This is a genomic window from Achromobacter sp. Bel (assembly GCF_012928505.1).
GTDB lineage: Bacteria > Pseudomonadota > Gammaproteobacteria > Burkholderiales > Burkholderiaceae_B > Achromobacter.
On record NZ_JABBJN010000015.1, the window covers coordinates 78,933 to 98,604 of the forward strand.

General features: G+C 66.3%; 17 protein-coding genes. 11 read left to right on the forward strand and 6 right to left on the reverse strand.

Features of this window, described 5'->3' with window-relative positions; translation table 11 throughout:
- The first annotated feature begins 9 nt into the window (after positions 1-9).
- Positions 10-1,461, forward strand: a complete 1,452-nt coding sequence (locus HG262_RS12040; protein ID WP_169271247.1) for an efflux transporter outer membrane subunit — start codon at positions 10-12, stop codon at positions 1,459-1,461.
- A 54-nt stretch (positions 1,462-1,515) separates the two neighbouring features.
- On the forward strand, positions 1,516-2,175 hold the full coding sequence (locus tag HG262_RS12045) for a metalloregulator ArsR/SmtB family transcription factor (RefSeq protein ID WP_169271248.1): 660 nt from the start codon (positions 1,516-1,518) through the stop codon (positions 2,173-2,175).
- Here the strand turns inward: HG262_RS12045 and oprZ are convergent, their stop codons facing one another.
- Genes oprZ through HG262_RS12060 form a run of 3 tightly spaced genes read right to left on the reverse strand, consistent with a single transcriptional unit; the run spans position 2,176 to position 7,874 of the window.
- Positions 2,176-3,567: a multidrug efflux RND transporter outer membrane subunit OprZ gene (oprZ, locus tag HG262_RS12050; protein ID WP_169271249.1), complete on the reverse strand. Its 1,392-nt coding sequence runs from the start codon at positions 3,565-3,567 to the stop codon at positions 2,176-2,178. It abuts the gene before it with no gap.
- Complete coding sequence (locus tag HG262_RS12055) at positions 3,564-6,701, reverse strand: multidrug efflux RND transporter permease subunit (RefSeq protein WP_169271250.1); 3,138 nt, start codon at positions 6,699-6,701, stop codon at positions 3,564-3,566. Before HG262_RS12055 ends, oprZ begins: the two co-directional genes overlap by 4 nt.
- A 3-nt stretch (positions 6,702-6,704) precedes the next feature.
- Positions 6,705-7,874: a MexX/AxyX family multidrug efflux RND transporter periplasmic adaptor subunit gene (locus tag HG262_RS12060; RefSeq protein ID WP_169271251.1), complete on the reverse strand. Its 1,170-nt coding sequence runs from the start codon at positions 7,872-7,874 to the stop codon at positions 6,705-6,707.
- A 322-nt stretch (positions 7,875-8,196) separates the two neighbouring features.
- Here HG262_RS12060 and axyZ point away from each other — a divergent pair, with 322 nt between their 5' ends.
- The 7 genes from axyZ to HG262_RS12095 all read left to right on the forward strand — a co-directional run bounded on the left by axyZ (position 8,197) and on the right by HG262_RS12095 (position 15,986).
- Positions 8,197-8,835 (forward strand): multidrug efflux transcriptional repressor AxyZ, encoded by a 639-nt coding sequence (gene axyZ / locus HG262_RS12065; RefSeq protein WP_169271252.1) that lies wholly within the window; start codon positions 8,197-8,199, stop codon positions 8,833-8,835.
- Positions 8,836-8,880: 45 nt separating this feature from the next.
- Complete coding sequence (locus HG262_RS12070) at positions 8,881-9,777, forward strand: LysR family transcriptional regulator (protein ID WP_169271253.1); 897 nt, start codon at positions 8,881-8,883, stop codon at positions 9,775-9,777.
- A gap of 138 nt (positions 9,778-9,915) precedes the next feature.
- Complete coding sequence (locus tag HG262_RS12075; protein ID WP_169271254.1) at positions 9,916-11,418, forward strand: ABC transporter substrate-binding protein; 1,503 nt, start codon at positions 9,916-9,918, stop codon at positions 11,416-11,418.
- 85 nt (positions 11,419-11,503) lie between these two features.
- Positions 11,504-13,303 carry a gamma-glutamyltransferase family protein gene (locus HG262_RS12080; RefSeq protein WP_169271255.1) on the forward strand — a complete coding sequence of 600 codons (1,800 nt, stop codon included), beginning with the start codon at positions 11,504-11,506 and terminating at the stop codon, positions 13,301-13,303.
- Between the two features lie 153 nt (positions 13,304-13,456).
- Complete coding sequence (locus HG262_RS12085) at positions 13,457-14,431, forward strand: diacylglycerol kinase family protein (protein WP_169271256.1); 975 nt, start codon at positions 13,457-13,459, stop codon at positions 14,429-14,431.
- The gene (locus HG262_RS12090) at positions 14,428-15,222 is read left to right on the forward strand and encodes a metallophosphoesterase family protein (protein ID WP_169271257.1); all 795 of its coding nucleotides are present in this window, start codon (positions 14,428-14,430) and stop codon (positions 15,220-15,222) included. The genes HG262_RS12085 and HG262_RS12090 overlap by 4 nt, the downstream gene beginning before the upstream one ends.
- The gene (locus HG262_RS12095; protein ID WP_169271258.1) at positions 15,219-15,986 is read left to right on the forward strand and encodes a phosphatase PAP2 family protein; all 768 of its coding nucleotides are present in this window, start codon (positions 15,219-15,221) and stop codon (positions 15,984-15,986) included. The genes HG262_RS12090 and HG262_RS12095 overlap by 4 nt, the downstream gene beginning before the upstream one ends.
- On the opposite strand, the gene HG262_RS12100 is transcribed toward HG262_RS12095, so the two are convergent.
- Genes HG262_RS12100 through HG262_RS12110 form a run of 3 tightly spaced genes read right to left on the reverse strand, consistent with a single transcriptional unit; the run spans position 15,957 to position 17,436 of the window.
- Positions 15,957-16,385, reverse strand: a complete 429-nt coding sequence (locus HG262_RS12100; protein WP_169271259.1) for an NAD(P)-binding domain-containing protein — start codon at positions 16,383-16,385, stop codon at positions 15,957-15,959. The two genes, HG262_RS12095 and HG262_RS12100, sit on opposite strands and share 30 nt — an antisense overlap.
- The gene (locus HG262_RS12105) at positions 16,382-16,825 is read right to left on the reverse strand and encodes a PaaI family thioesterase (protein ID WP_169271260.1); all 444 of its coding nucleotides are present in this window, start codon (positions 16,823-16,825) and stop codon (positions 16,382-16,384) included. The genes HG262_RS12100 and HG262_RS12105 overlap by 4 nt, the downstream gene beginning before the upstream one ends.
- Positions 16,822-17,436, reverse strand: coding sequence for a TetR/AcrR family transcriptional regulator (locus HG262_RS12110; RefSeq protein ID WP_169271261.1), 615 nt, complete (start codon positions 17,434-17,436; stop codon positions 16,822-16,824). The genes HG262_RS12105 and HG262_RS12110 overlap by 4 nt, the downstream gene beginning before the upstream one ends.
- Positions 17,437-17,896: 460 nt before the next feature.
- On the opposite strand from HG262_RS12110, the gene HG262_RS12115 reads away from it, so the two are divergent.
- Complete coding sequence (locus HG262_RS12115) at positions 17,897-19,012, forward strand: porin (RefSeq protein ID WP_169271262.1); 1,116 nt, start codon at positions 17,897-17,899, stop codon at positions 19,010-19,012.
- Between the two features lie 298 nt (positions 19,013-19,310).
- Complete coding sequence (locus HG262_RS12120; RefSeq protein WP_006217959.1) at positions 19,311-19,670, forward strand: NADH-quinone oxidoreductase subunit A; 360 nt, start codon at positions 19,311-19,313, stop codon at positions 19,668-19,670.
- Positions 19,671-19,672 lie beyond the last annotated feature (2 nt).

A 19,672-nucleotide genomic window follows, 5' to 3' on the forward strand; every position in this document is an offset into this window, starting at 1 on the left:
GAACGCATCATGAATCACTTGCTTCATTCCCAGCGCCTGCGCCGCGGCTTCGCCGTGTTGCTGGCAGCCCTGGCCACCGCGGGTTGCGCGGTCGGGCCCGATTACCAGAAGCCGCAGTCCGCGCCCGTCGCCTTGGCCAGCCCCGAGCAGGCGCTGTTTTCCACTGACCGGGTGCAGCAGGACTGGTGGAGGCAATTGCAGGATCCGCAACTGGACCGGTTGATCGGCCTGGCGCTGTCGCGCAATCACGATATCCGCATCGCCCAGGCGCGGCTGGCCGAATCCCGCGCCGTGCTGGACGAAAAAGAGCTGGACCAGTTGCCCGCGGTGACGCTGGACGGCCGCTACGAACGCAGCCTGTCCCAGGCCAACGCCGGCGCAGCCGGGCAGCGCAACCTGGCCCAAAGCTACCGGGCCGGGTTCGACGCCACCTGGGAACTGGATCTGTTTGGCCGTTTGCGCCGCACGGCCGAAAGCGCAGCGGCGCGCAGCGAAGCCCAGGCCGCGGACCTGGACCAAGCCCGCATCGTGGTCGCGGCCGAGATGGCGCGCAATTACTTCGAGCTGCGCGGCGCCGAACAGCGGCTGGCCGTGGCGCGTGCCAATCTCGACACCCAGCGCGATAGCCTGCGCGTCACCCAGGCGATGGTTTCAGCCGGCCGCGGCGACGAGGGCGATCTGGCCAGTGCGCGTGCCGAACTGGAAACGGTGCTGGCCAGCGTGCCGGTGCAGGAAACGGCAAGGCGGCTTGCGCTGTACCGCATCGCGGTGCTGGCCGGGCTGCGGCCCGTGGAGCTGGGTGAATTGGACGCCGGCAAACCGCTGGCCCCATTGACCGCGCGCCTGCCGATCGGCGACGTGGGCGCCTTGCTGTCGCGCCGTCCCGACATCGTGGCGGCCGAACGCAACATGGCCGCTGCTAATGCGGACGTGGGCGTGGCGACCGCCGAGCTTTATCCCCGGATCGATCTGGGCGGTTTCCTGGGCTTTGTCGCGTTGCGCGGGGCGGACTTCGGTTCGTCGTCCAGTCGCGCGTTCAGCGTGGCGTCGGGCGTGAACTGGCCCGCGTTCCATTTGCCGACGGCACTGGCCAGAAAGCGCGGGGCGGTAGCCCGGTCCGAAGGCGAAGTGGCGCGTTACGAGCAGACCGTGCTGCGGGCGGTGCAAGAGCTGGAAGCGGCGTTGGCCGAATTCGGCCAGACGCAGCAGCGCCTGGGCAACCTGGCGCAGGCCGCCGCGCACAGCAGCCGGGCGGCCGGCCTGGCGCAATTGCGCTACCGGGAAGGCAGCGCCCCGTATTTGACGGTGCTGGATGCGCAGCGTACGCTTTTGCGCGCCCAGGACGCCGTGGCCGTTGCCGAAACCGAGTCCTACACCCGCCTGATCGCGGTATACAAGGCGCTGGGCGGCGGCTGGGAAGCAGCGCCCGGGGGATCGGCGGCATCCCCAGCCGCGGGCTGACCTTCGCCCCGGTTCGTGGCACCATAGGAAAAAACCTGGAGTTCCGTTATCGCCATGTCTGACAGCCTGTCCCAACCCGTTACCTGGACGCCGCATCAACCGGCGGACCGTGTGCTCATGACCTTGAAGACGCGTGGCCCGCAGTCCATCGCCGTCATCGCGAAGGCCATGGATGTGACGGCCGAAGCGGTGCGCCAGCAGATGACGCGGCTGCATGCGGACGGGCTCGTCGACTCCGAAAGCCATAGCGCCGGGCGCGGCCGGCCCACGCAGATCTGGTATCTGACGGAAGCCGGCCATGGCCGTTTCCCGGACACGCACGCCGAAATGACGGTGCAGATGATCGGGGCGGTGCGCCAGGTGTTCGGCGACGAGGGCGTGGAAAAGCTGATCCAGGTGCGCGAAACCGCCATGCTGAACGGCTACCACCAGGCGATGCTGGGCGCCAAGGATCTGGCCGGCCGGCTGGAACGCCTGGTGCAGGTGCGTTCGTCCGAAGGCTATATGGCCGAACTTCGCAAGGACGGCGCCGACTACCTTTTCATTGAAAACCACTGTCCCATCTGCTCGGCGGCCAAGGCCTGTATGGGCTTTTGCCGCAGCGAGCTGGAACTGTTCCGCAGTGTGCTGGGCGAGGGTGTAAACGTCGACCGGGAAGAGCACATCCTGGCCGGTGCCAGGCGCTGCGCGTACCGAGTCAGTGCACGGACGTAGTTACGATTCCCCGCCGGCCGGCGTTTCCCATCCGCCTAGCGCCTTGTACAGTTCCACCGCGTTGACCAGCCGGCGTTGCTGCAGGCGGATGTACTCCTGCTCGGATTCGAACAGGCTGCGCTGGGCCTCCAGCATTTCCAGATAGCCGGCTACGCCGCGGTCATAGCGCCGTTCGGCCAGCCGCTGGCGGTCGCGGTCGGCGTCGCGCACCTTGCGCTGGGCGTCGATCTGCACGCGCAGGGTGTCGCGCGCGGACAGCGCGTCGGCCACCTCGCGGAAGGCCAGCTGGATGCTGCCTTCATATTGCGCCACCGCGATGTCCTTGCGGGTGTCGGCCAACGACAGGTTGGCGCGGTTGCGGCCGGCGTTGAAGATGGGCAGCGTCAGCGTGGGCGCGAACAGCCAGCTGCCCGTGCCCGATCCGAACAGGTCCGAGAAACTGCCGGCGACGGTGCCAATGTCGGTCGTCAACTGGACCGACGGGAAGAACGCCGCCCGTGCGGCGCCGATGTCGGCATTGGCGGCCCGCAGGGTGTTCTCGGCTTGGCGCAGGTCGGGCCGGCGTGTCAGTAGCGTCGACGGCAAGCCCGCCGCCAACGGCGTCAGGCTCTGGTTTTCCAGCGACACCGAGTCGGCGCCGGCGGGCAAGGAAAAGTCGCCCGCCAACAGCCCCAGGGCATGGACGGCCTGCCGGTATTCGCGGCTGAGTTCGGCATGCGTGGCGCGGGACGATTCCACCAGCATCTGCGCGGTGCGCAGCCCGATCGCGGTTTCCAGCCCCGCGTCATAGCGGCGCTGGGTGATTTGCAACGTTGCGACGCGCAGCGCCAGCGTACGGTCCGTCAGGCGCAACTGCTCGGCCAGCGAACGCTGGTTGAACACCGCCGTGGCGGTCTCCGCCACCAGTGACAAGGTGGCCGCGCGGTGCGCCTCTTCGGTGGCCAGATAGCGTTCCAGCGCGGCGTCGCTCAAACTTTTCACGCGGCCGAAAAAGTCCAGTTCGAATGCGGTGACGCCGACGGCGGCGCGGTAGCGGTTCGCCACCGGCTGCGGGCCTTGTCCGGGTTCCACGCTGCGGCCCCGGCTGAATTCGCCGCGCCCGTCCAGGCTGGGCAAGCGGTCGGCGTCCTGCACGCCATACAGTGCGCGCGCCTCCTGGATGCGCAATGCCGCCACGCGCAGGTTGCGGTTGTTCTGCAGCGCAGCGTCGATCCAGGCCTGCAACGCCGGGTCGTTGAAGTACACGCGCCAGTCCTGGGGTATTTCTGCCTGGCCGTCTTGCGTGGGCGTGTCGTAAGCCGCGGGGATGGGCGCGGCGGGGCGCTCATGGACGGGCGCCAGCGAGCAGCCCGTCAGGGCCGCCGCCAACAGGGTCATGGCCATGGCTTTCATGGCGTGGTCTCCACAGTGTCGCTGCCGGTCCGGCCAGCGGGGCGGGCGCGCCCGCCGAACAGGCGGCCCACGATCAGGAAAAACAGCGGCACCAGGAAAATCGCCAGCACCGTCGCAGTGATGATGCCGCCCAGCACGCCGGTGCCGATCGCCGCCTGAGCGCCTGAGGCCGCGCCCGTGGCGAGCGCCAGCGGCAGCACGCCCACGCCGAAGGCCAGCGAGGTCATCACGATCGGCCGCAGCCGCAGCCGCGCGGCTTCCAGGGTGGCCGACACCAGGCCCTGGCCGTCGCGCACCAGGTCCTTGGCTACTTCCACGATCAGGATGGCGTTCTTGGCCGACAAGCCGATGGTGGCGATGAGGCCCACCTTGAAATAGATGTCGTTAGGCATGCCGCGCAGCGTCACGCCCAGCACGGCGCCAATCACGCCCAGCGGCACGACCAGGATCACCGCCAGCGGAATGGTCCAGCTTTCATACAGGGCGGCCAGCGCCAGGAACACGATCAGCACCGACAAGGCGAACAGCGCGGCCGCCTGGTTGCCCGACAGCCGTTCCTCATACGATTGGCCCGACCAGTCGAAACCGATGCCGCGCGGCAGTTCCGCGGCCAGTTCCTCCATGGCGCGCATGGCTTCGCCGCTGCTGTGCCCCTTGGCCGCCGACCCGTTGATCGTGAACGTAGGAAAGCCGTTGTAGCGACTGAGCTGCGGCGGGCCCATCGTCCATTTCAGCGTGGTGAACGCGGACAGCGGCACCATCTGGCCCTGTACGTTGCGCACATGCAGGCGCGACACGTCGTCCACGTCGACCCGGCTCTTGCCGTCCGCCTGCACCGTCACGCGCCGCACCTGCCCGTTATGCATGAAGTCGCCGATATAGTCCGACCCGTACATCACCGCCAGCGCCGTGTTGATCTCTTCCACGGACACGCCCATGGCCTGGGCCTTGTCGCGGTCGATGTTCAGTTGCAGCTGCGGCGCCTCTTCCTGGCCCGCGAACACCACTTCCGTCAACGCGGGGTGCTTGGCCGCGGCGGCCAGCAACTGCTGGCGCGCCTGGGTCAAGGCTTGATAGCCCAGGCCCGCACGGTCCTGCAGCCGGAAATCGAAGCCCGAGGTGGAGCCCAGGTCCGGCAGGGGCGGCGAATTCAGCGCCTGCACCATCGCGTTCTTGCGCTCGGAGAAGGCCTCGTTGATGCGTTCGACCACGGCGTCCACATGTTGGCTGGCATCGCGCCGTTCCTTCCAGTCCTTCAACGTTACGAAGAACATGGCCGAGTTCGGTCCGCTGCCATACAGGCTGAAGCCATTGACCGAATACACGAACTGCACCGGCTCGTTGTCCAGCATGTAGCGTTCAACCTCCTTCACCAGCGCCATCGTGTCGCTCTGCGGCGTGCCTTGCGGCAGGATCACCATGGCCATGAAACTGCCCTGGTCTTCGTCGGGCAGGAACGAGGAGGGCAGGCGCATGAACAGGAACGCCACGGCCGCGATAACGGCCAGATAGGCCAGCCCGAAGCGCACCGGCCGGGCCAGCACGGCCGCCACGCGGGCGGTGTAGCGCTGGGTCAGGCGGGCGAAGGCGCGATTGAACCAGCCGAAGAAACCGCGCTTTTCGTGATGGCCGGCCGGCACGGGCTTGAGCAGCGTGGCGCACAGCGCCGGCGTCAGCGACAGCGCCAGGAATGCCGAGAACGCGATCGACACCGCCAGCGTCACCGCGAACTGGCGGTAGATGTTGCCCACCGCGCCGTCGAAGAAGGCCATCGGCACGAACACCGACACCAGCACCACGGTGATGCCCATGATGGCGCCGCTGATCTGGCGCATGGCGCGCACGGTGGCGTCGTGGGCCGACAGGCCTTCCTCGGCCATGATGCGTTCCACGTTCTCGACCACCACGATTGCGTCGTCCACCAGGATGCCAATGGCCAGCACCATGCCGAACATGGTCAGCACGTTGATGGAAAAGCCCAGCCACAGCATCACGCCCAGCGTGCCCAGCAGCGCCACCGGCACCACCAGCGTCGGGATGAGCGTGGCGCGGAAGTTCTGCATGAACAGGTACATCACGCAGAACACCAGGGCCACCGCTTCCAGCAGGGTCATCAGCACCTTCTGGATCGAGATCTCGACAAAGGTCGAGGTCTCGTAAGGCAGGTCATAGGTGACCCCGGGCGGAAAATACTGCGCCAGCTCGTCCATGGTGGCGCGGATGCGGCGCGTGGTGTCCACGGCGTTGGACCCCGGCGCCAGCTTGATGCCCAGCCCGGTGCCCGTCATGCCGTTCACGCGCGACAGGTACATGTAGTCGGTGCCGCCCAGTTCCACCCGCGCCACGTCTTTCAGGCGCAGCGTGGCGCCGCCCGGCTGCGTGCGCAGCGGGATGTTGGCGAACTGCTCGGGCGTGTGCAGGGATTCGCCCGCCACGATGCTGGCGTTCAGCGGCGCATCCTTGGGCACGGCCTGGTTGCCCAGCTCGCCGATGGTGACGCGCGCGTTGTGGTCGCGCAGGGCGCGCGCAATATCGCCGGGCGTGAGCGACATGGCCGTCAGCTTGGCCGGATCGGGCCAGATGCGCATCGCCGCTTCCGCGCCGAACGACTGCACCTTGCCCACGCCTTCCACGCGGCGCAGCGCCTGCAGCACATTGGAGGCCGCCAGTTCGCCCAACTGGATGTCGTCCAGGCGCCCGTCGGACTTCAAGGACACCACCAGCTGGATGTTGTCGGCCGCTTTTTCCACGCGCACACCGTCGCGCCGCACAGACTCGGGCAGGCGCGGCTCAACCGCCTTCAGGCGGTTTTGCACTTCCACGGCGGCGATGTCCGGGTTGGTGCCCTGCTTGAAGGTCAGATTGATGCTGGCCCAGCCCGTGGAGTCGCTGGTGGACGACGTATACATCAGGCCGGGCGCGCCGTTCATTTCGCGCTCGATGATGGCAGTGACGGCCTCTTCCACCACCTGTGCCGACGCGCCCGGGTAGCTGGCGCCGATGTTGACCACGGGCGGGGCGATGTCCGGGTACTGCGCCACCGGCAGCGTGCGGATCGACAGGATGCCGACCAGCATGATCAGCAGCGAGATCACCCACGCGAAAACGGGGCGATCAATAAAGAAACGCGCCATGGCTTATCCCTTCTTGCCCTCGGTGGCGGTTTGTGCGCCGGGGGCTGGTTTTTCAATGGGCTTGATCTTCTGGCCGGCGGCCAGCTGAGCGGCGTTTTCCACGACGATGCGTTCGCCACCTGTCAGGCCTTGCGTAATGATCCAGTTCGGGCCTTGCAGTCGGTGTGCGGCGACGGGAACGCGGCGCAGCTCACCGGTGTCGTCGGCTGCCAGCAAGTGCGCGCCTTCGGGGGTGCGTAACAGCGCGTCGCGCGGCACCAGATAGGCGTCGCGGTTGATCGCCTGTTCCAGCCGCACGCGCACGTACATGCCCGGCAGCAATTCGCGGCCGGGGTTGTCGAACAGCGCCCGCATCGTCACGTTGTCCGTGCCGGGGTCCACGGCCAGGTCGGCGAACGATAGCGTGCCGCCCCGCGCGTACTCGGATCCGTCCGGCAACACCAGGCGCACTCGCACCTGGTCCGGCGCCACGCCTTGCAGCGCGCCCGCGCGGATCTGTTTCTGCAGTTGCATCACCTCGGCGGCCGGTTGGGCAAAGTTCACATAGATCGGGTCGATCTGTTGCACGACCGTCAGCGGCGTGGCCTGGCCTTCGCCCACCAGCGCGCCCTCGGTGACCAGCGCGCGTCGGGCGCGGCCGTCGATGGGCGAGGTGACGCGCGCATACTCCAGGCGCAGCTTGGCGCTTTGCAGGTTGGCGCGGGCCAGCGCGACTTGTGCGCGCGCCTGGCGTTCATCGGCCACGCTTTCGGCATGGTCGCGTTCGCTGATGGCGCGGTCGCTCACCAGGTCGGCGTAGCGGCGCAGCTTGTCGGCGGCGGCCGACAGGCTGGCCTGAGCCCGCGCCAGGTTGGCAGCCTCGGAGTCGTACGCGGCCTGCAAGGGCGCCGGGTCGATCTGGAACAGCGCGGCGCCGCGGACGACGTCCTGGCCTTCTTCGTACAGGCGCTCGGTGACGATGCCGGCCACCCGAGCGCGCACTTCGGCCTCGCGATAGGGTTCCAGCCGGCCGGGCAGGTCGGTGGTGACGGCAGTCGGCGTGGCCCGGGCGACGATGACGCCGATTTCGGCGGGTGCCTTGGCGGCTTCTTCCGGTGCCTTTTTCGAGCATGCCGAAATAAGAACTAATACGGATAGAAAGGCGAGCTTTTTGTAGGGGACTCGTTGTTTCATTTTTGATTGTTGTTGTGGTGTGCCCCTGGGAAGGGCAGAGGGTGATGCCGTACCGGGAATGCGCGGGTTTTCCCGGTGGGAGGCGAGTCTATCATTTAATCCGTCATGCTTGATTGATTATCTTGTTGGAAAGTATGCTCATGACTGCACACTTCTTAACAGTGTGGAAATGGCGGCTCCTCGACGGGCCGCCGTTTTTTTGTTGCTGGGCCGCCCCAAGACAAAAGCGCTCCCTCGGGGGGCAGCAAGCGCGCGAAGCGTGCGCGGCGTGGGGACTTTTTTGCCGCCCGTTCCCGACAACCCCTTCATGGAGATTTCCTGCATGGCCCGCAAGACGAAAGAAGAGTCCCAACGCACCCGCGACCGCATCCTGGATGCGGCAGAGCACGTGTTCCTGTACAAAGGGGTGGCCAGCACCACCATGAGCGACATCGCAGACCATGCGGGGGTTTCCCGGGGCGCCGTCTACGGCCATTACAAGAACAAGATCGATGTCTGCATCGCCATGTGCGACCGGGCTCTGGGTGAGGCGGCCTCGTTGACCGAGGTGTCCACCGAGGGCGAGGCCCTGGAATCGCTGTACGTCTCCATGCGCCAGTTCATCCGGATCTACTCGGAAGAGGGCTCGATGCAGCGCGTGCTGGAAATCCTGTACCTGAAGTGCGAGCGCAGCGACGAGAACGCACCGCTGCTGCGCCGCCGCGACCTGTGGGAACGCTACGCGCAACGCACGTCCGAAAAGCTGCTGCGCGCAGCCGTCGAGCGCGAAGACCTGCCGCCCGCGCTGGACGTGCGGCTGTCCAACATCTACCTGCATTCGCTGGTGGACGGTGTGTTCGACAGCATTTGCTGGTCCGACCGCCTGAAGGGCGATTTCTGGCCAAGCGTCGAACGCATGCTGCGCGCCGGCATCGACACCCTGCGGCTGTCGCCGCATCTGCTGATGCCGCGGTTGGCATAAGCCGCGGGGTCAGCCGGCGCGGGCACATCCTCCTACAATCGGCGCATGACTCTCAAGCAACTCGAAGCCTTCTATTGGGCCGCCACCTGCGCCAGCTTCGCCGTGGCCGCCGATCGCCTGCACCTGTCGGTGTCGTCGCTGTCCAAGCGCATCACCGAGCTTGAGGAGGCGCTGGGCCAGGCGCTGTTCGACCGCAGCGGCCACAAGGCCGCATTGACCGATGCGGGCCAGCGGCTGGTGCCCCAAGCCCGGGAACTGCTGGCCGCCGCGGACCGGGTGCGTGCATCCATGAACGAAACACCGGGCCTGCGTGGCCGCTGTCGCTTCGGCGTAGGCGAGTTGACCGCGCTGACCTGGCTGCCCCGCCTGATCGCTGGCGTGCGCGCGGCCTATCCCGACCTGGTGTTGGAACCCTATGTGGACATTGGCCAGGTGCTGGAGCAGCGCGTGGCGGACGGCGAACTGGATTTCGCCGTCATCGCCGGGCGGTCTTCGCGCGCGAATATCGCGTCCACGCCTATCGGCGAGGCGCACTTCGCCTGGGTGGCGTCGCCGAACGTGCTGGACGGCGAAACCCGCATGACGACAGCGCTACTGGCACGCCTGCCGCTGGTGACCCTGCCGGCAGGCGCGGGCACGACCCGCATCATCGACGACTGGCTGGCCGGGCGAGAAGCCGGCGGCATTCGCCTTTGCTGCAACAACTGGGGCGCGATCGCGGGCCTGCTGATCGAAGGGACTGGCGTCGGATTGCTGCCCAGCCATTGGGCCGAGACGCTTGCGGCCGAAGGCAGCCTGCGCGTCCTGCAGGGCGAGCCTGCGCTGGCCGCCTTGCCCTACGCTTTCCAATACCGGCGCGACGATACGCGCGCGCTGGTGGCTCGGTTGCGCGACGCGGTCGCCGCCGCGGTGGACTTCTCGGCGCCTTGCCGGCTGCCCTGAACGAGGCGCGCGGCAGCTCGGGCCGTGTCCGCGAGGCGGCCGCCGCCGATCCCGTTTAGGTGTCCGACAGCCCGCGCTCTATACAATCGCCGCGCGCCTGGCGCAGAATCCAACAAAATGAATCGAGGGAGAACATCCATGCGTAAACTTTGCGCCGCCATGGCCATGGCGGGAATGCTGGCGGGCGGACTGGCGCACGCCCAGTCCACGTTGCGGATCGGCCTGCAGGACGACCCGGACGTGTTGGACCCGGCGCGCGCGCGCACGTTCGTGGGCCGCATCGTCTTCGCCTCGCTGTGCGACAAGCTCGTCGACATTACGCCCGACCTGAAGATCGTGCCCCAGCTGGCGCAGTCCTGGACGATCAGCCCCGACAACAAGTCGCTGACGTTCAAGCTGCGCACGGATGCCGTGTTCCATGACGGCACGCCCGTCAATGCCGCCGCCGTCAAAGCGAACCTGGACCGCGCCCGCACGCTGCCCGACAGCAACCGCAAGAGCGAGCTGGCCACCGTCGCCAGCGTCGACGCGCCCGATGCCGCCACCGTCGTGCTGAATCTGTCGGAGCCGGACGCCTCGCTGCTGTCGCAGTTGTCCGACCGCGCCGGCATGATGATGTCGCCCGCTTCCTTCGACAAGGATCCGGGCGGCAAGCCCGTTTGCTCGGGCCCGTACCAGTTCAAGGAGCGCGTGCAGAACGACCGCATTGTGCTCGAGAAATTTCCTAAATACTGGGACGCCGCCAATTATCACTTCGACCGCGTGGTCTTCACGCCGATCCCGGACAACACCGTACGCCTGAACAATCTGCGCGCGGGCGACCTGGATATCATCGAGCGCGTGGCGCCCAGCGACGCCAAGGCCGTGAAAGACGACGGCAACCTGCGCCTGGCGCCGGTGACCGGCCTGGGCTTCCAGTCGATCTCGATCAACCTGGGCAACGGCGCGCGCGCCAACAACCCGCTGGCCAAAGACAAGCGCGTGCGCCAGGCGCTTGACCTGGCGATCGACCGCGACGTGCTGAACCAGGTGATCGGCGAAGGCATGTTCCAACCCGCCTACCAGCCGTTCCCGCCTGCCAGCTTCGCCTACAACACCGCCTTCGAACACAAGGGCCGCGACCCGAAGAAGGCGCAGGCGCTCTTGAAGGAAGCCGGCTTCGACCGCGTGAAATTCGAGATCACCTTCGGCAACAACACGACCATGCAGCAGGTGTTTGAACTGGTGCAGGCGATGGGCGCCGAAGCGGGCTTCGACATCACGTTGCGTCCCGTGGAGTTCGCATCGCTGCAATCGTCACTGGCGCGCGGCGATTTCGAAGTGGGCCAGAGCGGCTGGTCGGGCCGCGTCGATCCCAGCGGCAACATCCACCAGTACCTCAGCTGCAAGGGCAACCTGAACGACGGCAAGTTCTGCGACGCCGGTGTGGACAAGCTGCTGAACGACGCCCGCGCCGAAGCCGATAACGCCAAGCGCCGCGCCATGTATGACCAGGTGTTGACGGCGATGCAAGACCAGCGCCCGATCGTCTACCTGTTCTACCTGCCGTGGACCTTCGGCGTGCAAAAGAAGGTGGAAGGCTTCGTGCCGTACCCGGATGGCCTGATCCGCCTGAAGGGCGTGACGGTCGCCAAAAAATAAATCAGGCACCTTCCGACGGGATCCGAATTCGGATCCCGTTTTCTCATCCGAGGGCGGCGCGAAGCCGTCTTCTACTGGATTCATCATGTTTACGACTCGCCCGGAAATCCTCGGCACCTTCGGTGTCGTGACCTCTACCCACTGGTTGGCCAGCGCGGCCGGCATGTCGCTGCTGGAACGCGGCGGCAACGCGTTCGATGCGTGCGCCGCATCGGCGTTCGTGCTGCAGGTGGTCGAGCCCCACCTGGTCGGCCCGGCCGGTGAAGTGCCCGCGGTGTTCTATTCGGCCCGGACCGGGCGCGTCGAGGTGCTTTGCGGCCAGGGCACGACGCCTGCCGCGGCCACGCTTGAACGCTATCGCGCCGAAGGGCTCAAGCTGATCCCCGGCAACGGCCTGCTGGCCACCGTGATCCCGGGCGCGTTCGACGCCTGGATGCTGCTGCTGCGCGACCACGGCACGATGCGCGTGCGCGACGTGCTGGAGCCCGCCATCTATTACGCCGAGCACGGCCACGCGCTGATGCCGCGCATTTCCAACACCATCGCCGGCCTGAAGGACTTCTTCGAAACGCATTGGCCCACCACCGCCCAGGTCTACGTGCCGGGCGGCAAGGTGCCCGAAGCTCGCAAGCTGTTCCGCAACCCGGCGCTGGCCCGCACCTGGACCCGCGTGCTAAAGGAAGCCGAGGCCGCGGGGGCGGACCGCGAACGCCAGATCGAAGCGGCCCGCGATGCGTTCTACCGGGGGTTCATCGCCGACGAGATCGACAAGTTCGCGCGCAACACCGACGTCATGGATGAAAGCGGCACGACCCACCGGGGTGTCATCACGGCGGACGACCTGGCGGGCTGGTCGGCCAGCTACGACAAGCCGCTGACCTACGACTATCACGGCTATACGGTCGCCAAGGCCGGCGCCTGGAGCCAGGGGCCGGTTTTCCTGCAGACGCTGGCGCTGCTCAAAGGCATGGACCTGGCGGGCGTCGGCCCGAACAGCGTGGAATTCATCCACCGCGTCACCGAAGCCATGAAGCTGGCGTTCGCCGACCGCGAGGCCTACTACGGCGATCCGGCTTTCATCGACGTGCCGCTGGCCCATCTGTTGTCCGACGAGTACAACGCCGAGCGCCGCGCGCTGATCGGCGAATCCGCCTCGCACGACCTGCTGCCCGGCCGGGTGCCCGGCTTCGAGGCCCAGGTGGCGCGCGTCATGGATACGCTGGAACGCCTGTCCAAAGTGTCGGCGCCCGGCAGCGCCACCAACGAACCGACGCTGGCCGACATGCGTGCCTCCGCCAAGCGCGGGGACACCACGCATGTGGACGTCATCGATCGCTGGGGCAACATGATTTCCGCCACGCCGTCGGGCGGCTGGTTCCAGTCTTCGCCCGTCATCCCGGAACTGGGCTTTGGCCTGAACACCCGCGCCCAGATGTTTTGGCTGGAAGAGGGTCTGCCCGGCACGCTGGCGCCGGGCAAACGTCCGCGCACGACGCTGACGCCTTCGCTGGCGCTGCGCGACGGCAAGCCCTATCTGGCATTCGGCACCCCGGGCGGCGACCAGCAGGAACAATGGCAGCTGCTGTTCTTCCTGCGCCACGTGCACCACGGGCTGAACTTGCAGGAAGCCATCGACCTGCCCATGTCCCACACCATGCACTTTCCCTCGTCCTTCTACCCGCGCGACCGCAAGCCCGGCCATCTGGCGGTGGAAGCCAGTTTTGGTCCCGAGGTCATCGACGGCCTGCGCCAGCGCGGGCACCAGGTCGAGGAAGTGCCGGAATGGTCCGTGGGCCGCCTGACCGCGGCCTCGCGCGACGAAGATGGGCTGCTGCATGCGGCGGCCACGCCGCGGTTGATGCAGGCCTACGCCATCGGCCGCTAAGCGCCGTTGCAGGCGAACCGGTGCGCGCGGCTGCGCGCACCGGGCGCATCGGGCTGTCTGCACTGGCCGTCCCGCACGGCAAGCCGGGGCTGGTCGAGCCGGCCGCGCCTTGCTGCCTTGCGGCGATTTGCCGGCATGGGCTATCTTTCTCCCATGACGTCATCCCAGCAGCGCCCGGCAATCGGGGCGCAATCCCTGACGGGACAAGAACCGCTATTCATCGTCCTCAACACCGGATCGGGGCGCGGCGACGCGCAGGTCCTGCAGGACACCATCCGCGGCATCCTCGACGAGGCCGGTCGGCGTTACACGCTGATGCCCGTCGATGATCCGTCCAAACTGACCGAAACGGCGCAGGCCGCCGTCAAGCGTGCGCAGGACGAACAGGGCGTCGTGATCGCCGCCGGCGGCGACGGCACGCTCAATGCCGTCGCCAGCACGGTGCTGGGCCGCGGCGTGCCTTTCGGCATCCTGCCCCAGGGCACCTTCAATTATTTCGGACGCCGCTACGGCATCTCGCAGGACACCGACGTCGCCTTGCGCGGCTTCCTGCAAGGCCATCTGCAGCCCGTGCAGGTCGGGCACCTGAACGGCAGGCTGTTTCTGGTGAACGCCAGTCTGGGCCTGTACCCCACGCTGCTGGAAGACCGCGAGGCCTATAAGCAGCGTTTCGGCCGCAGCCGCCTCGTGGCCCTGTGGTCGGGCATCGTTACCTTGTTGCGCGCGCCGCGCCAGCTCAGGCTGCAACTGGAATACGAGGGCCGGGCGCGCGATCTGCGTTCCCCAACGCTGGTGGTCGGCAACAACAAGCTGCAACTCGAACACATCGGCATCGAATCCCACGAACTGGACCACGGACGCCTGGTGGCGATGGCGGCGCGGCCGGTCGGCACGCTGGCGCTGTATGGCCTGCTGCTGCGCGGTCTGTTCAGCCGGCTGGGCGACGCGGAGCACGTGATCAGCTTCGCCTTCGACCGGCTGACGGTGCACATTCGCGGGCGCAACCGCGTCAAGGTGGCGATGGACGGTGAAATCTCCTGGATGAACACGCCGCTGGAATTCAAGGTGGCCGACGAAAAGCTGCCGCTGGTGGTGCCGGCCGACTCGCAGTTCCTGGACCGCTCATGACGCGCATCCTGCAGTTATCCGACACGCATTTCGGCACCGAGCGCAAACCCGTGCTCGAGGCCGCGCTGGACCTGGCTCGTTCGCTGAACCCGGATCTGGTCGTGCTCAGCGGCGACATCACGCAGCGCGCGCGGCGCGGGCAGTTCGCCGCCGCCCGCAAATTCATCGAACGCCTGTCGCTGCCGGTGCTGGCCGTGCCGGGCAACCACGACATCCCGCTGTTCAACCTGTTCGCCCGCGCGCTCAACCCGTACGGCAACTACAAGCGCGCGTTGGGCGCGGTGCTGGAGCCGGTGTTCGAAAACCCGGGCCTGCTCGCCATCGGCGTGAATACCACGCGGCCGCGCCGTCACAAGGACGGCGAAATCTCCGATACGCAGATCGCCCGCGTGGCGCAGCGCCTGCGCCAGGCGCGCCCGGGCCAGTTGCGCGTCGTGGTGGCGCACCATCCCGTGCGCGCCAAGGTCGAATCCGACCTGTCCAATCTGCTCATCGGGCGCGAGCGGGCGCTGGCGGCCTGGGCCCAGGCGGGGGTGGACCTGATCCTGGGCGGGCACATCCATCTTCCTTATGTGCTGCCCTTGTCCGCGGCGGGCCAGCCGGCAGGCTGGATCGTCCAGGCGGGCACCGCGTGCTCTCACCGGGTCCGGGGCAGCGTGCCCAACTCGGTGAATGTGATCACGCGCGAAGGCGAGGGCGGCCTGCAGGCCTGTCACGTCGAGCGCTGGGACTACGCGGCAGGCACGCACGCGTTCGCGCCGGTCGACAAGACGCTGGTGACGCTGTCATGACCGACGCGTATGCGGCATGGGTGGCCTACCACGCCTTGGCGTTGTTCATTGCGCTGCCACTGCTTGCGGGCGTGGGCGCGTTCTTCGCCGTGCGCGCCTATGCCGGTTGCTCGGGACGGTGCCGCAACGTCGTCCACGCGTCGGGGCTGGCCGTCTTGTTGTTGCTGTTCGTGGGGCTGGCGATGGCGGTGCGGCGCCAGGGGGGCATCGTCGCGTTCGACGGTGCGCTGGCGGGCGCGTTGAGCATGACGATCGACACGTCGCTGCTGTGGCTGCTGTCGTGGTTTACATATCTGGGCGACCGCGACTTCCTGACGGTGCTGAGCGTGCTGATGACGCTTTACCTGCTCTGGACGGGCTGGTGGCGCCTGGCGGTGTTCTGCGCCATCACCACCGGCGTCGGCGGGGCGATCAACTCGCTGCTCAAGCACACCTTTGAACGGGTTCGGCCTGAGCACGATCACGGCTATGCCACGGTGGCGGGGTGGAGTTTCCCCAGCGGCCATGCCTCGGCCGCGATGGCGGTGTACGGCACGGCCTGCTATCTGGCATGGCGTCTGGCGCCGCCCGCCTGGCGGGGGCCTTGCGTGGCGATTTCCGCCGCGCTGATCATGGCCATCGGACTCAGCCGCATCTTGCTGCAGGTCCATTTCACCAGCGACGTCGTGGCGGGTTTCGCCTTCAGCCTGGCCTGGTTGTCGGTTTGCGTCGCGGTGGCCGAGCGCTACTGCACGTCACGCCGGGCAGTGCAAGACGCGCAGTAGGCGCGCGCTGGCGTCTTCCGCCGCCAGTCCTGGCATGCTGGTGTAGCGGCCGCCTGCGCTTGCGATCGCCATCCCCAGACGGCGCGCCCGTTCACCGGGCGGAGGGGCCAGATCGATGATCTGCTTGCCTGCGACGGGCGCCGTGACTTCGCCGTCGCTGAAACGCTCCAGCGTACGGTCGATCTCGCGCTCCCGCGGCAAGGCCAGCACGATGGTGTCCGATTCCGCCAGGGCTTCCCGGGCCGAGGTGGCCAACGTGGCCGAACCGCGGAAATCCTCGCAGCGATCGGGATCGATGTCGTAGACGGTCAGCGCAAGGTCCGGCTTGGCCTCAAGCAGGCGCCGGGCAGCCAGCGTCCCGGTGCCGCCCATGCCTAAGATGCTGATGCGCTGGCTCATGGCTTGGGCACGGACCACGTGCTCACGATATGGGCGAGGGGCTCGTCCGAGCCTTCGCCGGTCAGGATGACTTCGCCGGCGGACAGGCGTCCCACCTTCAGCAGGCGGGCGTCCGCGTAAATGGCGCCGGCGGGGCTTTTACGCAGGAAGTTGATGGTCAGGCTGGCGGTGACGGCGTGCGCCTGGCCGGTGGCGCCCACCACGGCGGCATACATGGTCAGGTCCGCCAAGCCCATCAACATGGGCCCCGCGACGATGCCGCCCAGGCGTTGGTGAGCGTCGCGGGCAGGCAGCACCGCGCGCGCCGTGCCGCGGCCGATGCGCAGGATGTCGATGCCCAGCAGCAGGGAAAACGGATGCTGGTCGGCCAGCAGGATGTGGAAATCGGCCAGGCTGATCAGCGGGGCCTCGGGGTCGGCGGCCAGGGCGGTTGCGGTCATCGTTGCTCCAGGGCGAGGCAGTAGTTGTCCAGCAACGCGTCGGCGTGCTGGCCCAGGGATTTCAGGCGATGGGTGTGCAGCAGCAGCAATAACCCCATCAGATAGGTGAAGAGATTCATCTGCTCAATCGCCACGACTGGCGCGTCCCAGCCTTTGGTGCGGCCCAGGGCCGCGCCAAGCAGGTCCACGCATTGCCGCAGCCGGGCGTTGAGCTTTTCGTCCATTTCCCGGCCGAGGCCGCGTGGCCCCAGCCCCTGGAACAGATACATGCCCAGTGAAAAGTCGGTCTGCCGCTCGGCGTAATAGCGGAAAAAGGCCTGGATGGCGCGGCGTGCGGCGCCCGGCGCATCACCCGTGGCGGCAGCGTCGGCCAGGTGCGTGTGCAGCCGCTGCAGCGATTCGTCCAGCAGCGCGCCGTAGATCGTTTCCTTGCCGGCGAACCAGGGGTAGATGGCGCCGGTGGTGCAGCCGGCCTCCTTGGCGATCGCCCGGATCGTGGTCTTTTCCAGGCCGTCCTGTTCGAACACGCGCTGGGCGGCGTCCAGGATCAACTGGCGGCGCAGCGCACTCAGGCGTTCATTGCGGTCGGTACGGGCGCTCGGGGAGGGCATGGGGGCACGGCGGCAGCGATGGAATCAGCTCGATAATATCGACGATTTTTATTAATAACAATGTTATCTGAAGGTGGCCCCATGCATGGGCGGCAAGGGTGCGGGCCTCGGCGCCGGAACCGGCTTCAAGACGGAAAGCGCGTGGCCTTGGGTGGGAAAGGCGTTTGAAAGCGGCAGGCTAAAATGCCCAAAAAAATTAGGGGCAGGGCTGAAAGTCGCATGGATACGGGCTTGCCTGTTGAACCAAGGGTAAGCCCTAGCAGCTTTGGCGGCAGGTTCGCGTGATGTTGCAAGATCCCAACAGGGGTGTCGCAAACCAGCACTTTTCTGATGCCGACCATAGCCAGTCCCCGCGATTTTTGATGCAATAGCGTCAACTTCCCTTCGCGGAGTTAGGGGGGCGGCAGGCTGGTTTGCTGGATTGCTGCTCTTGTCACTCAAATCAACGGAGATTTCTTAAATGAAAAAGACTCTGCTCGCTGCCGCCCTGCTCGCCGGTTTCGCCGGTGTCGCCCAGGCAGAAACGTCTGTCACCCTGTACGGCATCATCGACACGGGCCTCGGCTACAACAAGATCAGCGGCGCCAGCAATGAAGGCGCGAACGGCAGCCGTTTCGGCATGATCAACGGCGTCCAAAACGGTTCGCGCTGGGGTCTGCGTGGTTCGGAAGATCTGGGTGACGGCCTGCGCGCTGTTTTCCAACTGGAATCGGGTTTCAACTCCGGTAACGGCAACTCCGCTCAAGGCGGTCGCCTGTTCGGTCGTCAAGCCACCGTCGGTCTGGCCAGCGACAGCTGGGGCCAACTGGACTTCGGTCGCCAAACCAACATCGCGTCGAAGTACTTCGGCTCGATCGACCCGTTCGGCGCTGGCTTCGGTCAAGCTAACATCGGCGTGGCTCTGAGCGCCGCCAACACGAACCGCTACGACAACATGGTCATGTATCAGACCCCGTCGTTCAGCGGCTTCCAGTTCGGCGTCGGCTACTCGTTCAACGTGAACGACACCAACGCTGCTCAAACCGGCTTCAAGACCGCCGACAACACCCGCGCCATCACGACCGGTCTGCGCTATGTCAACGGCCCGCTGAACGCAGCCCTGACGTACGACCAACTGAACGGCTCGAACAAGCTGCCGGGCGCTTCGTCCGACGCTACCCCGCGTCAGTACGCCATCGGCGGTTCGTACGACTTTGAAGTCGTCAAGCTGGCTCTGGCCTACGCTCGCACGACCGACGGCTGGTTCGCTGGTCAAGGCGTCGACACCAACCTGGGCAGCATCAACTTCGGCGCCAACGCCTTTGCTGATGGCTTCAAGGCCAACTCGTACATGGTCGGCCTGTCCGCCCCGATCGGCGGCGCAAGCAGCCTGTTCGGTTCGTGGCAAATGGTTGACCCCAGCAACACCAAGCTGACCGGCGGCGACGAGTCGACCCAAGTCTACTCGCTGGGCTACACCTACGACCTGTCCAAGCGCACCAACCTGTACGCCTACGGTTCGTACGCCAAGAACTACGCCTTCATCGACGACCTGAAGTCGACCGCTGTCGGCGTCGGTATCCGCCACCGCTTCTAATCCAATGCAGGGCGCAAGCCCTGTCTGGATTCAGAGCGCAAGCGAACGAACGGGCTTCGGCCCGTTCGTATAAAGCCACCTTTCGGGGTGGCTTTTTTTTGTTCCATCGATCTGGTTTTTTGCGTTCCGCAGGTGCTTGTCAGGAGAGTCCTGTATCCTTGCAGCTCTGTCTCGAAAACTGCGATTGTTCCATTTGAGGAATGCAGTCTTTCACCTGTTATTCAAGCTACAGAGTTCAGCCGGAAGTAACCACGCGAATGCTACAATCCTAAGGTTTGCGCATTTGACGGACGCCTGAATGAACCTGCAACAGTATTTTCCCGTCCTGCTGTTTATCGTAGTGGCCACCCTTATCGGGTTCGCGCTTCTAACGGCCGGCTCCCTCCTTGGCCCACGGCGTCCTTACGCTGAGAAGCTGTCGCCCTATGAGTGCGGCTTCGAAGCGTTTGAAGACGCCCGCATGAAGTTTGACGTGCGCTACTACCTGGTGGCGATTCTGTTCATTCTTTTCGACCTGGAAATCGCGTTCCTGTTCCCGTGGGCCATTGCCCAAGGCACAGTCGGGCTCGTCGGTTTCTGGACGGTCATGGTTTTCCTAGCCGTGTTGACCGTCGGCTTCATCTACGAATGGAAAAAGGGCGCGCTGGACTGGGAATAACC

Excerpts from the sequence above, each read along its gene's own strand:
- HG262_RS12040 (WP_169271247.1), top strand. The coding sequence starts at position 10 with ATGAATCACTTGCTTCATTCCCAGCGCCTGCGCCGCGGCTTCGCCGTG.
- HG262_RS12085 (WP_169271256.1), top strand. The coding sequence starts at position 13,457 with ATGACGTCATCCCAGCAGCGCCCGGCAATCGGGGCGCAATCCCTGACG.
- HG262_RS12060 (WP_169271251.1), bottom strand. The coding sequence starts at position 7,874 with ATGAAACAACGAGTCCCCTACAAAAAGCTCGCCTTTCTATCCGTATTA.
- oprZ (WP_169271249.1), bottom strand. The coding sequence starts at position 3,567 with ATGAAAGCCATGGCCATGACCCTGTTGGCGGCGGCCCTGACGGGCTGC.
- HG262_RS12100 (WP_169271259.1), bottom strand. The coding sequence starts at position 16,385 with ATGAGCCAGCGCATCAGCATCTTAGGCATGGGCGGCACCGGGACGCTG.
- HG262_RS12070 (WP_169271253.1), top strand. The coding sequence starts at position 8,881 with ATGACTCTCAAGCAACTCGAAGCCTTCTATTGGGCCGCCACCTGCGCC.
- HG262_RS12090 (WP_169271257.1), top strand. The coding sequence starts at position 14,428 with ATGACGCGCATCCTGCAGTTATCCGACACGCATTTCGGCACCGAGCGC.
- HG262_RS12115 (WP_169271262.1), top strand. The coding sequence starts at position 17,897 with ATGAAAAAGACTCTGCTCGCTGCCGCCCTGCTCGCCGGTTTCGCCGGT.
- HG262_RS12105 (WP_169271260.1), bottom strand. The coding sequence starts at position 16,825 with ATGACCGCAACCGCCCTGGCCGCCGACCCCGAGGCCCCGCTGATCAGC.
- HG262_RS12110 (WP_169271261.1), bottom strand. The coding sequence starts at position 17,436 with ATGCCCTCCCCGAGCGCCCGTACCGACCGCAATGAACGCCTGAGTGCG.
- axyZ (WP_169271252.1), top strand. The coding sequence starts at position 8,197 with ATGGCCCGCAAGACGAAAGAAGAGTCCCAACGCACCCGCGACCGCATC.
- HG262_RS12045 (WP_169271248.1), top strand. The coding sequence starts at position 1,516 with ATGTCTGACAGCCTGTCCCAACCCGTTACCTGGACGCCGCATCAACCG.
- HG262_RS12120 (WP_006217959.1), top strand. The coding sequence starts at position 19,311 with ATGAACCTGCAACAGTATTTTCCCGTCCTGCTGTTTATCGTAGTGGCC.
- HG262_RS12055 (WP_169271250.1), bottom strand. The coding sequence starts at position 6,701 with ATGGCGCGTTTCTTTATTGATCGCCCCGTTTTCGCGTGGGTGATCTCG.
- HG262_RS12075 (WP_169271254.1), top strand. The coding sequence starts at position 9,916 with ATGCGTAAACTTTGCGCCGCCATGGCCATGGCGGGAATGCTGGCGGGC.
- HG262_RS12080 (WP_169271255.1), top strand. The coding sequence starts at position 11,504 with ATGTTTACGACTCGCCCGGAAATCCTCGGCACCTTCGGTGTCGTGACC.
- HG262_RS12095 (WP_169271258.1), top strand. The coding sequence starts at position 15,219 with ATGACCGACGCGTATGCGGCATGGGTGGCCTACCACGCCTTGGCGTTG.